The sequence below is a fragment of the Rhodococcus wratislaviensis genome, from assembly GCF_900455735.1.
Classification (GTDB): Bacteria; Actinomycetota; Actinomycetes; order Mycobacteriales; family Mycobacteriaceae; genus Rhodococcus_F; species Rhodococcus_F wratislaviensis.
The window spans coordinates 430987-444696 of sequence record NZ_UAUI01000001.1; the positions used below are offsets into that span (position 1 = coordinate 430987).

At 64.2% G+C, this 13710-nt stretch carries 12 protein-coding genes; 9 read left to right on the forward strand and 3 right to left on the reverse strand.

Annotated features, from left to right (window positions below; translation table 11 throughout):
* Positions 1-70: 70 nt before the first annotated feature.
* Both DTA22_RS01970 and DTA22_RS01975 read left to right on the forward strand, forming a co-directional pair.
* Positions 71-1084, forward strand: a complete 1014-nt coding sequence (locus tag DTA22_RS01970) for an NAD(P)-dependent alcohol dehydrogenase (protein WP_112298349.1) — start codon at positions 71-73, stop codon at positions 1082-1084.
* 71 nt (positions 1085-1155) lie between these two features.
* Positions 1156-1530, forward strand: coding sequence for an ANTAR domain-containing protein (locus tag DTA22_RS01975; RefSeq protein WP_112298350.1), 375 nt, complete (start codon positions 1156-1158; stop codon positions 1528-1530).
* A 72-nt stretch (positions 1531-1602) separates the two neighbouring features.
* Here the strand turns inward: DTA22_RS01975 and DTA22_RS01980 are convergent, their stop codons facing one another.
* The gene (locus tag DTA22_RS01980; RefSeq protein WP_037231934.1) at positions 1603-2208 is read right to left on the reverse strand and encodes a TetR/AcrR family transcriptional regulator; all 606 of its coding nucleotides are present in this window, start codon (positions 2206-2208) and stop codon (positions 1603-1605) included.
* 259 nt (positions 2209-2467) lie between these two features.
* On the opposite strand from DTA22_RS01980, the gene DTA22_RS01985 reads away from it, so the two are divergent.
* A complete protein-coding gene (locus DTA22_RS01985; protein ID WP_037231932.1) occupies positions 2468-3418 on the forward strand; it encodes a metal-dependent hydrolase in 951 nt (316 codons plus the stop codon).
* Positions 3418-4578, forward strand: coding sequence for a hypothetical protein (locus DTA22_RS01990; protein ID WP_037231931.1), 1161 nt, complete (start codon positions 3418-3420; stop codon positions 4576-4578). Before DTA22_RS01985 ends, DTA22_RS01990 begins: the two co-directional genes overlap by 1 nt.
* A 92-nt stretch (positions 4579-4670) precedes the next feature.
* Here the strand turns inward: DTA22_RS01990 and DTA22_RS01995 are convergent, their stop codons facing one another.
* The gene (locus DTA22_RS01995; RefSeq protein ID WP_112298351.1) at positions 4671-6128 is read right to left on the reverse strand and encodes a catalase; all 1458 of its coding nucleotides are present in this window, start codon (positions 6126-6128) and stop codon (positions 4671-4673) included.
* 114 nt (positions 6129-6242) lie between these two features.
* A complete protein-coding gene (locus tag DTA22_RS02000) occupies positions 6243-7874 on the reverse strand; it encodes a sigma-54-dependent Fis family transcriptional regulator (RefSeq protein ID WP_112298352.1) in 1632 nt (543 codons plus the stop codon).
* Positions 7875-8232: 358 nt separating this feature from the next.
* Between DTA22_RS02000 and DTA22_RS02005 the strand changes: the two genes are divergently transcribed.
* The 5 genes from DTA22_RS02005 (at position 8233) to DTA22_RS02025 (ending at position 13661) form a co-directional block, all read left to right on the forward strand.
* The gene (locus DTA22_RS02005; protein ID WP_037231929.1) at positions 8233-9867 is read left to right on the forward strand and encodes a ferritin family protein; all 1635 of its coding nucleotides are present in this window, start codon (positions 8233-8235) and stop codon (positions 9865-9867) included.
* Between the two features lie 84 nt (positions 9868-9951).
* Entirely contained in the window at positions 9952-10995 is a 1044-nt protein-coding gene (locus DTA22_RS02010; protein WP_112298353.1) for an FAD-binding oxidoreductase, read from the forward strand.
* A gap of 50 nt (positions 10996-11045) precedes the next feature.
* Positions 11046-12152: an aromatic/alkene monooxygenase hydroxylase subunit beta gene (locus tag DTA22_RS02015; RefSeq protein WP_037231925.1), complete on the forward strand. Its 1107-nt coding sequence runs from the start codon at positions 11046-11048 to the stop codon at positions 12150-12152.
* The gene (gene mimD, locus DTA22_RS02020) at positions 12149-12490 is read left to right on the forward strand and encodes a propane 2-monooxygenase effector subunit MimD (RefSeq protein ID WP_037231923.1); all 342 of its coding nucleotides are present in this window, start codon (positions 12149-12151) and stop codon (positions 12488-12490) included. Before DTA22_RS02015 ends, mimD begins: the two co-directional genes overlap by 4 nt.
* A 124-nt stretch (positions 12491-12614) precedes the next feature.
* A complete protein-coding gene (locus DTA22_RS02025; protein ID WP_112298355.1) occupies positions 12615-13661 on the forward strand; it encodes a zinc-binding dehydrogenase in 1047 nt (348 codons plus the stop codon).
* Positions 13662-13710 lie beyond the last annotated feature (49 nt).

Consider the following 13710-nt stretch of genomic DNA (forward strand, 5'->3'; position numbering starts at 1 on the left):
CGGAGAACTATGCTTGGCCGTGAGCTTGTTCGAGGCGCGACGACCTGGAACGCCGCCGAGGAGGTCTGCGATGAAGGCGATCATCCACACTCGGTTCGGCGGACCCGAAGTACTCGAACTCGCGCAGGTCCCGAAGCCGACACCCAAGGACGGCGAAGTCCTGGTGAAGGTCCACGCGACAACGGTGACAACAGCCGAATGCAAGATGCGCCGCGGCGAGCCGCTGTGGGGCCGGTTGATCCTCGGGCTGCGAAGGCCACGAAGGAAACTGCGGACTCTGGGCCTGGAGCTTGCCGGAGAGATCGAGGCCGTCGGCAAGGACGTCCGCCGGTTCCAGCCGGGCGATCAGGTATTCGGGTTCACCGGGTTCGACATCGGCGCCTATGCCGAGTACAAGTGCCTACCGGAAACCGCCTCGCTCGCACTCAAGCCGGTCAACAAGACCTACGAGGAGGCCGTCGCCGCCGTCGACGGTGCCACCACCGCACTGTTCTTCCTTCGGGACAAGGCGAAGGTGCGAACCGGCCAGAAGGTCCTCGTCAACGGCGCCTCCGGCAGCGTCGGCACCTACGCGGTGCAACTCGCCAAGTCGTTCGGCGCGGAGGTCACCGGAGTGTGCGGTCCGCACCACACGGATTTGGTGAAATCCCTGGGCGCCGACGACGTCATCGACTACACCACGGAGGATTTCACCGCCAACACCGCCGCATACGACGTCGTCTTCGACACGATCGGCAGGAACTCGTTCGCGCGGTGCAAGGGCTCGCTCACCGAGCACGGGTGCTTCGTTCCCACATCCGGGCTGAACAACAACGTGCTGCAACTCTGGACGTCGATCCGAGGCGGACGGAAAGTCGTCACCGGTATGTCCGTCCGCAAGAACGACGCTTTGGCGTACATCAAGCAGCTCCTCGAAGCGGACACATTGCGGATCGTCATCGACCGTAGCTATCCCCTGGAACGCATCGTCGAGGCGCATCGGTATGTCGACACCGGGCACAAGAGTGGCAACGTCGTCATAACCGTGGCCCAGACGGGCCTCCCCGGAGGTCGCGATCCCACCCTCACGCGTCCGACCACATGAACCAGCACTCGGGTACGCACGTTTACGAGATCGCGACCTGGGGGAATCTCGTAGACAAAGGACGGTGCCAGATGTTGAAATCCGAGAACCCCAACCCCGTGCGGCCCACCCGAAGCTTCCTCGACCGGCGCCGCGGGCCCTCCGACCGTGAACTCTTGACCACTGCCAAGGCGCTGCTGATCACCAGCCGCGGCTACAGTGATGCGCAGGCGTTCGACGAACTGCTCGACGTGGCACGACGGCACCACCTCTCCGTGCAGGGCGCCGCTCGGTGCCTGATCGACCTCACCAGCAACACCCGGCACCTCACCAGTCGCCGTCCGGGCACGTTCCCCGAGTGGGAAGGACTCCGCGGACAAACTTCGGGGCACCACCGGCCTTCGCAGCGCATGGCCAGCCTGCACGGGCGACACCATCCCCACCTCGCTACACAGATACGACCGTGACCAGCGCGGCTGTCGGCGCGCCGGGGTCGCCGGCAGCCCACCATGTTCCCGCGGCAGATCGCCGCCCGGCCTCTAGGCCGGCCTGTGTGGGACGGCGACCGTTGATCCCACCCACCGTCGGAGATACGCACGCAGTTCGTCCTGGCTACGCGGCGGGTTTCCGGGCGAGATGAAGAACGACTGCATCGTCCGCAGCTGATATTCGACGAGCTCACGCAGGTCGGCCTCGTCGTAGCCGTGCCGCTCCCAGTCGACGTCGAAGCGTCTGATCATCGTCATCCCGAAGGAGAGGGCTTCGTCGGACGTGATCCCCTCGGTGTGGGAATGAGAACCGGACAGCATGATGCCGAGCTGCGGAATGCGGGGCGCTTCGTTGAGCGTGTAGATCACGGCCTCGACCACAGCGTCAGCGGGGTCCTCGATACCCACGAGATGTTCTGTGAGGCGGTCGAGGAATCCGGCGACGGCGGCGATGGCTGCGGCTCGCAGGAGGGCGTCGGTGCTGGGAAAGTACCGGTACACCGTCTGCCGGATGACGCCGAGGGATTCCGCAACGTCGGCGATGCTGATCGCCGTATCTTTCCGGCTGATGAGCTCGACTGCGGCGGCGACGATTCGCCGGGACGCTTCCTCGTCACTTCCAGGCGGACTGCCACCCCACCCACGCCTGCCAGCCACTTCTTTCCCTACCTCTCACAACGCGCCGTTGGGCCCGAACGTCGTGCAAGGGCTGTCGGCGCACCGTCCGACCCGGACTCAGAGGTTACCGCGCACACATTCCCCTCCGCTCCGAAGCCCTGCTTCGCGGACGCTCTCGAGGGATTCGCCGAAACGTAATCATACAAGTTCATCGATGTGTGTATGTTGTTAAACGCTCGGGTCTCTACCTACCCAGAGGCTGCAGCCCACTCATGCCGCACGAGACGAGGTATCCCACATGACCGACCTGCACCCCCGAAAGATGGATTTCGCGTTCGACGAGCAGGACGTCCCGTTCCTGTGGAACCCCGACAACCCGGCCTGGTCGAGCATGTCGAACGCGATCTCGTTCCTGGCCGTCGGCTTCGAGAAGATGATCGTCAAGGCGATCATGCAGGCCAAACCACGGATGACCGATCCCGAGGTCGCAGAAGAGGCCATGGCGTTCATGCGTCAGGAGGGCCACCACTCGACCGCGCATCGCCAGCACGTCAAAGCGCTGATCAAGCGATACCCGGGGCTCCAGAACACCCTCGACGCCGTGATCGGCGAATACGACCTGCTCACCGAGGCGACCACTCTGAACTACCGACTCGCCTACACCGCGGATCTGGAAGCGACCTTCACGCCGGTGTTCAAACTGATGCTCGACAACGACGCGACCCTCTTCCGCCCGGGAGACGACCGGGTTGCGTCCCTGTTCATCTGGCACTTCGTCGAGGAGGTCGAACACCGGAGTTCAGCAATGATCATCTTCAATTCACTTGTCGGGGAAGAGCTGTACCGGATGCGGATGGCACCGTCGATCTTCACACATGTGATGAAGGTGATGCGGATCGCCTGCGCCGGCTTCAACCAGCATGTGCCGATCAAGGAGCGGAAGGTCGATTCGATGTCGATGTTCGCCACGCACCGCACGAAGCAGAAAGTGCTCACCTCGTTCGCGCCCTACCTGAGCAAAGGCGTCATGCCTCGTGCGTTCGACGACCTCCCGCGCGGTGAACAGCTGACCGCCCTCGCCGGCATCGTCCGTAGTCAGATGCCGAACCACGACCCCACCCACGCAAAGCTGCCCACGCTTGCCGACAAGTGGTTCACCCGTTACGACGCAGGCTACGACTGCACCCGCTGGTACACCGCAGAATCGCGCGAACGCCGCACCGATCCCGTCCCGGCGGTGGTCAACTGATGGCCGATCTCTGCTCCCCCACCTTCGATCAACTCTCGACAGCGCTCGGCTTCTCCTGCGCCGAGGCCGGCGGGCTCGTCGAGGTCCGTAACCCGTTGGCACTGGAGAACTGGACCCTGCCGGTTCTCGAGCTCACCATCGTGGTCGGGTCGGTGCTCGCGCTCGTTTTCGCGATCCTGCGCTGGCGCCGCAACGGCGACCCGACCACGATGGTGCTCTGGTTCGGGGCCACGGCGTACCTGTTCGTCATCGAGCCGCCGCTGTACTTTCCGGCGGCCTTCGGAATCGAAGAGCACGTGGACACGATGTTCGCGCACAACGTGTTCACCGTGGACTTCCTGTGGGGCCGACTGCCGCTGTACATCATCGCGATCTATCCGCTGATGGCGACGCTGGCCTTCGAGCTCGTCCGGATGCTCGGCGTCTTCCGGAAGCACGGCGTACTCGCCGGCGCGGTCTGCGTCGGCTTCGTGCACCACGCGTTCTACGAGATCTTCGACCAGCTCGGACCGCAGCTGAGGTGGTGGGAATGGTCGACGACCAACCCGGTCAACCAGCCCATGTTCGACTCGGTCCCACTGCCCAGCGTGGTGGTATTCGCGGCCCTGTGGCCGATGTCGCTGGCCCTGTGCGTTCAGTTCTTCGTGGGTCGCTACGCCGACCGGGGTCGGGACTTCGCCGGACTCGAACTGGTGTGGCGCACGATCGTGATCGGTCTCCTGGCGTCGGCGGGCACGTTCATCCTCCCGATCCCGGCGACGGTCCTCGGAATGGAGAGCACCACGGTCCGGGGAATTCTGTACGCGACCGAACTGGTCGTCGTCGTGCTCGTCGCGATCCCGATCCTGGTCCGGCAGTGGTCGCGGCTGCGCCGGGGGACGTCCGACATTCCCACTTACTCCAACGACTTCGTCCGTGTCTACAGCGTGGTCTACCTCGGCGTGATGGGCGTTCTGTGGGTGACCGCGTTGCCCAGCTACTTCGGCGCTGTCGACGGCGTCACGAGCAATGGCGATCCCATCGGAAATCTCTGGTATACCCTCGCCTGCTTCGCGATTGCGATTCTGTGCGTGACAGCCACCTTCACGGTGCCGCGGGGACCCGCTGACGGACGCGGCCCGGTCTCCGGTGAGGGTGCGGTGCCGAACGCGGTCCGATAGCCGCGACGACGGGGGTCGACTGGTTGGTCGGTGCGGGCCCCACCCGTGATCTGGCGGCGATTCGCGCAGACCGCGGGCCGGGATGCCGCGACTTACAAGGTGCCGAGGGCTTCACAGGCCTTTCGCACGCCTTCGCCGTAGGCGGGGTCTGCTTGGGTGCAGTTGGCGATGTGGCGCTCGATGACGGCGGCCGACGCTCCGGTGATGGCACGGGCGGTGTTCTCGAACAGCACGGTCTGCTGCTCGGCGCTCATGCTGCGGAAGAGGTTCCCGGGCTGTTCGAAGTAGTTGTCGTCGTCTGCTCGGTAGTCGAACCGGTCGGCGACCACGCCGACTTCGAGTGGCGGTTCGGCGTAGCTGCGCTGGTCCGCGAATCGGCCGTGGGAGTTGGGTTCGATGCTCGGGACGCTGCCCTGGTTCCCGTCGACGCGCATGGCACCGTCGCGGTGGAAGGAATTGACGTGGGTTGCGCCCCTGGGGCTGTTGACCGGGATCTGGTGGTGGTTGACACCGAGCCGGTAGCGGGCGGCGTCGCCGTAGGAGAACAGCCGGCCCTGCAGCATGCGGTCCGGTGAGAATCCGATGCCGGGGACGACGTTCGCCGGGGAGAAGGTGGCCTGCTCGACGTCGGCGTGGTAGTTCTCCGGGTTCCGGTCGAGTTCGAGTTCCCCGACCTCGATGAGGGGGTAGTCCTTCTTGGACCACACCTTGGTGAGGTCGAACGGATGGTAGCGGTAGGTCTGGGCGTCGGCTTCCGGCATGATCTGCACGAAAAGGGTCCACTTCGGGTAGTTGCCGTCCTCGATCGCGTCGAAGAGGTCGCGTTGCGCCGACTCGCGGTCGCCGGCGACGACGGCGGCGGCTTCTTCGTCGGTGAGGTTCTTGATGCCCTGCTGGGTGCGGAAGTGGAATTTCACCCAGGAGCGGTCTCCGGCGTCGTTGACGAACGAGAAGGTGTGTGACCCGAATCCGTGCATGTGCCGGTAGCCGTCGGGGATGCCGCGGTCGGACATCACGATGGTGATCTGGTGCAGCGCTTCCGGGAGATTGGTCCAGAAGTCCCAGTTGTTTTCCGCAGAGCGGAGGTTGGTCTTCGGATCGCGCTTGACCGCGTGGTTGAGGTCGGGGAATTTGAGGGGGTCACGGAAGAAGAAGACGGGGGTGTTGTTGCCGACGACGTCCCAGTTGCCGTGCTCGGTGTAGAAGCGGACGGCGAATCCGCGGATGTCGCGTTCGGCGTCGGCTGCGCCGCGCTCGCCGGCCACGGTGGAAAAACGCAGGAAGATTTCGGTCCGCTTACCGATCTCCGAGAATACGGCGGCGTTGGTGTGTGCGGTGATGTCGTGGGTGACGCGGAAGGTGCCGAACGCGGCCGAGCCTTTGGCGTGCATGCGGCGTTCGGGGATGACTTCGCGGTCGAAATGCGCGAGCTTCTCGAGAAGCCAGACATCTTGCAGGAGCATCGGACCGCGTGCGCCGGCGGTGAGGCTGTTCTGGTTGTCGGGTACCGGTGCACCGGCGACTGTGGTGAGTCCGTTCGGGTTGGTCATCGATTTCTCCTGTCTGACACCCGAGGCTGGGCGGGTGAATGTGGTTCGGCGAGAGCATCCCTCAGGGCAGAGCGCAGCGGTGTCTCAATTTGACATTCCCGGGGTCCGGGTCGTTCAGGGCACGATTCCGAATTCGCGGATCTTGCGGTAGATCGTCGCTCGGGACATGCCGATGGCGGTGGCGGCGGCCGTCTTGTCGCCGGCATGAAGCGCGAGCGCGTCCACGATCGCGTCCCGCTCGAGCGCCTGCATCCTGGTCAACGTTCGGCGTGTAGTGGAACGGCATGCGGGAGGCAGGGTGTCGAGTTCGACGATGCCGGACCGTTGCCGCCGGTAGGTGTCCTCGAGAACCTTCTTCAGCTGGGTGACGTTTCCGCGCCACGCCAGACGCGCGAGCTGATTCGAGGCGGCCGGAGCCAGGGTGAGGCCGGTGGCCCCCAGGGTGTCGAGCAGGCTGCGCACAAGATCGGGAATATCGTCCAGGTGGTGCCGCAGGGGTGGCACCGTGACCGATTTGGGGAACATGCGCAGCAGTGAACTGGTGTCGGTCGAGTCCTGGGGATACCGGGTAAGCGCCACCCACGGTCTGAGAGGTGGCTCCTGCGCGTGGGGGCCCTGCAGTAGGTCCGCGAGTGCGGCGAGATGAGCCTCGCTCATGGCGTGTGCGTGCAGTATTGCCAGGTCGGATCCGCTGCCGAGTTCGACGGAGGCCTGGGTGAGGAGGTCGTCGCCGCCGATCTCGCCGGCATCGAGTACGGCAAGTCTTCGGTTCGGGACGAGTTGGTGCGCCGCTCGGATCAGGGCTGTCTTGCCCACTCCTGGTTCTCCGTCGACGACGAGCCAGTCCTGTCGCCGGCAGGCCTCGACAACCGAATGGACCGTATGCCGCCAGAGCGGGCTGGTACCGGCGATCGAGGGCGGGGTGGACGCGCTCACCTTCGGGATGGAAAAACTGGGCGAAGCAACCTGTTTCGTGATCCGGACGATTCCTCCGGCCAGCCGGCCACCGGTGAATGTCGGCTCGTAACTCAGGCGTACGACCGTTCCGCTGGGCAGGTCGGTGAGGATCGTGATCGGTTTCGTTTCGCCGCCGATGTCTCGGGTGCGTTCGAGAATCGCCATCTGGTCTGGTGAGTCGAATTGTTGCCGCGTCAGCGAGTTCATCATCACGACCTCGTCACCGACGGCGACGACGGGTCGGCTGGAACGTCGGCATGCGGACCGGTAGGCACTGAAGATCGCCCGGTCCGGTTCGGTTGCGTCGTCCAGCATGCGCTCACGGAGGCGGGCCGCGGCGAGTGTGGCGAAGGACAGCAACAGGGTGTTGGAATTCTGCGAGGCGGTGGTCAGGTCCACGACCCCGAGGATCGCTCCGGTGATGGGGTGCGTCACCGGAGCCCCCGCGCAGGAGAAGGACCGGAGCGGGCCGCTGAAGTGCTGGTCTCCGTCCACCAGGAGGGGTCGGCCGACCTCGAGCGCGGTGCCGATTCCGTTGGTGCCGACCTGGGTTTCCGCGTAGCGAAAGCCCGGGGCGAGGTCGACTCGGTCGAGTGCGGTGAGCAAGGTGCTGTCGCCGGCGGTGCGGGAGAGCACGATGCCGTTCGAGTCGGTGAGAATCAGTGATACCGGCTCGTTTTCGATGTCGGCCGCCAATGCGGGCAGCACGGATCGGGCGGCTCGCTCGAGCACCGTATCGGTGGTCGAGCGCTCGACGTATGCAGCGTTGGGCCGGTCGTCGTCGCCCAACGCCTGCCGAGATCGCGACCAGGACACCCGAAGCCAAGTGCTCAGACGAAGGTGGTCCGATCCCGTAGGCGAACTCGAGGCCGGAGCCAACTCGGAGTCCGAGTTCGAATTTCGCGTCGTGCGGTGGTGCGACGTGCTGGAGGGCTGTGGGGTCACTCGCTCTGGTCTCCTGTGTCGGCTGATAGAGGGTGTGAGGGTCTGCCGCGGCGCGGGGCAAGTGTAGGCAGCCACCGCCCACTCGGAAGTGACTTGCGTCTCACACTGAGACGAATGAGGGCTGGATCACGGGGTTCAATCAATTTCCACAACGTCCCCCCACAGTCGGCACCCGGCCGGCTCACGATCCAGGAGGCGCACATTGAGTAGGCAAAGCCTGACAAAGGCCCACGCGAAGATCACCGAACTGTCATGGGATCCGACATTCGCCACCCCGGCCACCCGGTTCGGCACCGACTACACCTTCGAGAAGGCTCCGAAGAAGGACCCTCTCAAGCAGATCATGCGGTCCTACTTCCCGATGGAGGAAGAGAAGGACAACCGCGTGTACGGCGCCATGGACGGTGCCATCCGCGGCAACATGTTCCGCCAGGTGCAGCAGCGGTGGCTCGAATGGCAGAAGCTGTTCCTGTCGATCATTCCGTTCCCGGAGATCTCGGCGGCCCGAGCGATGCCGATGGCCATCGACGCCGTCCCCAACCCGGAAATCCACAACGGGCTGGCGGTGCAGATGATCGACGAGGTACGTCACTCGACGATCCAGATGAACCTCAAGAAGCTGTACATGAACAACTACATCGATCCCGCCGGGTTCGACATCACCGAGAAGGCGTTCTCGAACAACTACGCGGGCACTATCGGCCGGCAGTTCGGCGAAGGGTTCATCACCGGTGACGCAATCACCGCCGCGAACATCTACCTGACCGTGGTCGCCGAGACCGCGTTTACCAACACCCTGTTCGTCGCGATGCCCGACGAGGCCGCCGCCAACGGTGACTACCTGCTGCCGACGGTGTTCCACTCGGTGCAATCCGACGAGTCCCGGCACATCTCCAACGGCTATTCGATCCTGCTGATGGCGCTCGCCGACGAGCGCAACCGGCCGCTGCTCGAACGGGATCTGCGGTACGCATGGTGGAACAACCACTGTGTCGTCGACGCAGCGATCGGCACCTTCATCGAGTACGGCACGAAGGACCGCCGCAAGGACCGCGAAAGTTACGCCGAGATGTGGCGGCGGTGGATCTACGACGACTACTACCGCAGCTACCTCATCCCGCTCGAGAAGTACGGCCTGACGATCCCGCACGACCTGGTCGAGGAGTCGTGGAAGCGGATCACCGAGAAGGGCTACGTCCACGAGGTGGCCCGGTTCTTCGCCACCGGCTGGCCGGTGAACTACTGGCGGATCGACACGATGACCGACAAGGACTTCGAATGGTTCGAGCACAAGTACCCCGGCTGGTACTCGAAGTACGGCAAGTGGTGGGAGGAGTACAACCGCCTCGCCTACCCCGGCCGTAACAAGCCGATCGCGTTCGAGGAGGTCGGGTACCAGTACCCGCACCGGTGCTGGACCTGCATGGTGCCGGCCCTGATCCGCGAGGACATGGTCGTGGAGAAGGTCGACGACCAGTGGCGGACCTACTGCTCGGAGACTTGCTACTGGACCGACGCGGTCGCGTTCCGCAGCGAGTACGAGGGCCGGGAAACCCCGAATATGGGGCGTCTCACCGGATTCCGGGAGTGGGAGACCCTCCATCACGGCAAGGATCTCGCTGACATCGTGCAGGACCTCGGTTACGTGCGCGACGACGGTAAGACCCTCATCGGTCAGCCGCACCTCCATCTGGACGACCCGAAGAAGATGTGGACTCTGGACGACGTACGAGGCAACACCTTCCAGAGTCCGAACGTGCTGCTGAACCAGATGTCCGACGCCGAACGCAACGCGCACATCGCCGCGTACCGCGCCGGCGGCACGGTTCCGGCCTGATTCAAGGCCCGGTGGGTGGCGCCGCGGCCACTCCGGCGCCACCCACCGCTTCACCATTCACTTCACGAGTCCAGGAGAGACCCCGTGGCCGACAAGCACCGTATCAACTTCGAGCCCGTCGACATCGAGATGGAAGTCGGCGAAGACGAGTACATCCTCGATGCCGCGTTCCGGCAAGGCATCCACCTGATGCACGGCTGCCGCGAGGGACGCTGCTCGGCCTGCAAATCCTTTGTCCTCGACGGCGATATCCAGATGGAGGACTACTCGACATTTGCGTGCAACGACGCCGAGGTCGACGAGGGGCACGTGCTGCTGTGCCGCTCAACCGCATACAGCGACTGCACGATCGAACTGCTCAATTTCGACGAGGACGAACTCCTGGGCGGTGTCCCCATCCAGGATGTGCGCACCCAGGTGACCGGGATCGAGTCGATGACCAAGGACATCGTGTCGCTGCGACTGGCGCCCGTCGAACCCGCGGGGTACGAATTCAAACCCGGTCAATACTCCGACCTGCACATCCCGGGCACCGACGAGCATCGGTCCTTCTCCATGGCGACAACCCAATCGACGCCGGGGCACGTCGAATTCCTCATCAAGAAGTACCCCGGCGGCAAGTTCGCCGGCCTGCTCGAGGACGGGATCTCGGTGGGTGACGAGATCGCCCTGACCGGTCCGTACGGGTCGTTCACCATCAAGGAAGGCCACGTTCTGCCGATGGTCTTCATCGGCGGCGGCGCGGGGATGGCTCCGCTGCTGTCGTTGCTGCGGCACATGAGCGAGACGGGCAACACCCGGCAGGTGCACTTCTACTACGGTGCCCGCACCCCGCAGGACCTGTTCTACCTCGACGAGATCCTCGAACTCGGACAGGGACTGAAGGATTTCAGTTTCGTGGCCTGCCTGTCCGAATCGATGGACCCGCCGCCGGTGGGTGCGATCACCGTCGAGGACGGCAACGTCACCGACGTCGTCAGCTGCAGCGAACCCGAGCTCGGGCGGGCCGAGGTGTACCTGTGCGGGCCGCCGCCGATGGTCGACGCCGCCCTGGCACTGCTCGAGGCGAAGGGCACCCCGCACGACCAGATCTTCTACGACAAGTTCACCAGCCCCGCCTTCGAATAAACGTCCTGGGAAACCACTTTCCTGCTTCACCGACAGAACTGAGAAACGAGATGACCGCAACCTCCGAGTCCAAGCAACGCAGCTTTCCGAAGATCGAGTTCACCGACTCCGAAGCCGGTGCGCTGGAGTTCCCCAGCTCCCGCAGCCGCTCGTTCAGCTACTACACGCCGGCCAAGAAGCGGTCGACGATGTACGAGGACGTGACCGTCGACGTGCAGCCCGACCCCGACCGTCACCTCTCGCAGGGCTGGATCTACGGCTTCGGTGACGGACCCGGCGGTTACCCACAGGAGTGGACGGCCGCGAAGTCGTCGAATTGGCACGCCTTCCTCGACCCGAACGAGGAGTGGGACCAGACCATCTTCCGCAACAACTCCAAGGTGGTCCATCAGGTCGAGTTGTGCCTGTCCAACGCCAAGCGTGCCCGAGTTTACGACGCCTGGAACACCCCGTGGCTGACGTTCATCTCCCGCAACCTGGGGGCCTGGATGCACGCCGAGAACGGGTTGGCGCTGCACGTGTTCACCTCGATCCAGCGGTCCTGCCCGACGAACATGATCAACACCGCCGTCGCGGTGAACGCCGCCCACAAGATGCGCTTCGCCCAGGACCTGGCCCTGTTCAACCTGGACCTGTCCGAGGCCACCGAGGACTTCGACGGCACCGCCCACAAGGAGGTCTGGCAGTCCGCACCCGAGTGGCAGCCCACCCGCGAGGTCGTCGAGCGGCTCACCGCGGTTCCGGACTGGTGTGAGCTGCTGTTCGCCTCGAACATCGTCTTCGAGCAGCTGGTTGGCACCCTGTTCCGCAGCGAATTGGTCATGCAGATCGCCGCCGGTAACGGTGACTACATCACCCCCACCATCGTCGGCACCGGCGAACACGACTACGACCGCGACCTCGCCTACACCCGCAACCTGTTCCGGTTGCTCACCCGAGACCCCGAGCACGGGGAGACGAACAAGGAGCTGTTCGGCGCCTGGCTCTCGATCTGGGTGCCACGGTGCCTCGACGCCGCCCGGGCGCTGCAGCCGATCTGGTCGCAGCCGGCCGACAAGGCGATCACCTTCGCCACCAGTTTCGACGCCGCCACCGACAAGTTCCGTTCCCTGCTCGAGGACCTCGGGCTCGACATCCCCAAGGAGTTGGACAAGTGAGCATGCAATTCGGATCGTCCACCGAGTTCTCCAACATGTGTGGCGTCACCTTGATGAACACCCCCATCGGCCGTGTCGTCGCGGAAGTGATGGGCGCCAAGGACGGTGTCGAGCTGACCGAGTACCCGTCGATGATCCGCGTCGACGGCCAGAAGGTGCTCGACTTCGACTACGAGGAACTCACCGACGCCCTCGGCCAGGAGTTCGACGGCTCCATCTTCGAGGAGATCAGCTCCACCCACTACGGGCGCATGGTCCACCTCGACGAGAAGACCCTGCTGTTCGCCAGCCCCGAGGACGCCGCCGAGTACATCGGATTCGACCTCACAGCACAGTAGATACGAACCGACATTGCACCGTGCCGGCGCCGCCCGACCGGACTTGGTGGGCGGCGCCGGTGGCCTGAGAGGCATCCCAGGTTTCGGCGGGTGCGTCGTCAACCCTTCAGAGAATGAGATCGATGTGAAAGCACTTGTGTTCCAGGGCCCCGGCTCGATGTCGTGGACCGATGTACCCGACGCACACCTGGTCGACCCCACCGATGTAGTAGTGCGTGTCAATACGACGACGATCTGCGGGACCGATCTGCACATCCTCAAAGGTGATGTGCCCGCTGTTACCGCCGGTCGCGTGCTCGGGCACGAGGCAGTCGGCGTCATCACCGAAGTCGGGTCGGCCGTTACGTCACTCGCAGTGGGAGATCGGGTGCTTGTGCCGGCGATAACCTCCTGCGGCAAGTGCGGGCCTTGCAAATGCGCCATGCCCTCCCATTGCGCCTCCGTCGGTGGCATCGGGTGGATCTTCGGACACCTGATCGACGGTACGCAGGCAGAGTACGTGCGCGTGCCCTTCGCCGAGACGAGCGTGCACGTGTTGCCCGAGGCCGTCACGAACGAGCAGGCAATCTTCCTTGCCGACATTCTGCCCACCGGTTTCGAGATCGGGGTGCAGTACGCTCGAGTGCAACCTGGCGACACCGTCGTGGTAGTGGGTGCGGGCCCGGTCGGGCTGGCGTCGATGCGCACGGCAGGGCTCTACGGCGCCGCGACCGTCATTGCTGTCGATCTTTCCGAAGCTCGGCTCCAGCGTTCACTCGGCTTCGGTGCGGACGAGACCATCAACAGTGGCACGGTGGACGTCCGGGCCCGCGTCCTCGAACTCACTCACGGTCTAGGCGCGAACGTGGTGATCGAGGCAGTCGGAATCCCGGAAACCTTCGAATTGTGCACTGCCCTGGTACGTCCCGGAGGGAACATCGCCAACGTCGGTGTGCACGGCAAACCTGTCGATCTACACCTCGAAGATCTGTGGATCAACAACATCACGATCACCACCGGACTTGTCAACGGCACCACCATTCCTACCCTCCTGGATCTGGTGGCCCACGAGAAGATCGACGTCGGGACGTTCAGCACTCACTCGTTCGGGCTCGAGCAAATGATGGACGCGTACGACGTCTTTGCACATGCAGACACCCACGACGCACTCAAAGTCACCATCAGCCGGTGAATTACGCAGCTGCGGCGAGCCGTGGCCCGATTTTTACCCATCGATTGAA

What these genes read in the sequence shown, in the direction of transcription:
- DTA22_RS01995 (WP_112298351.1), bottom strand. Translation starts at nt 6,128, where the DNA reads ATGACCAACCCGAACGGACTCACCACAGTCGCCGGTGCACCGGTACCC.
- DTA22_RS01990 (WP_037231931.1), top strand. Translation starts at nt 3,418, where the DNA reads ATGGCCGATCTCTGCTCCCCCACCTTCGATCAACTCTCGACAGCGCTC.
- DTA22_RS02015 (WP_037231925.1), top strand. Translation starts at nt 11,046, where the DNA reads ATGACCGCAACCTCCGAGTCCAAGCAACGCAGCTTTCCGAAGATCGAG.
- DTA22_RS01975 (WP_112298350.1), top strand. Translation starts at nt 1,156, where the DNA reads ATGTTGAAATCCGAGAACCCCAACCCCGTGCGGCCCACCCGAAGCTTC.
- DTA22_RS01985 (WP_037231932.1), top strand. Translation starts at nt 2,468, where the DNA reads ATGACCGACCTGCACCCCCGAAAGATGGATTTCGCGTTCGACGAGCAG.
- DTA22_RS01970 (WP_112298349.1), top strand. Translation starts at nt 71, where the DNA reads ATGAAGGCGATCATCCACACTCGGTTCGGCGGACCCGAAGTACTCGAA.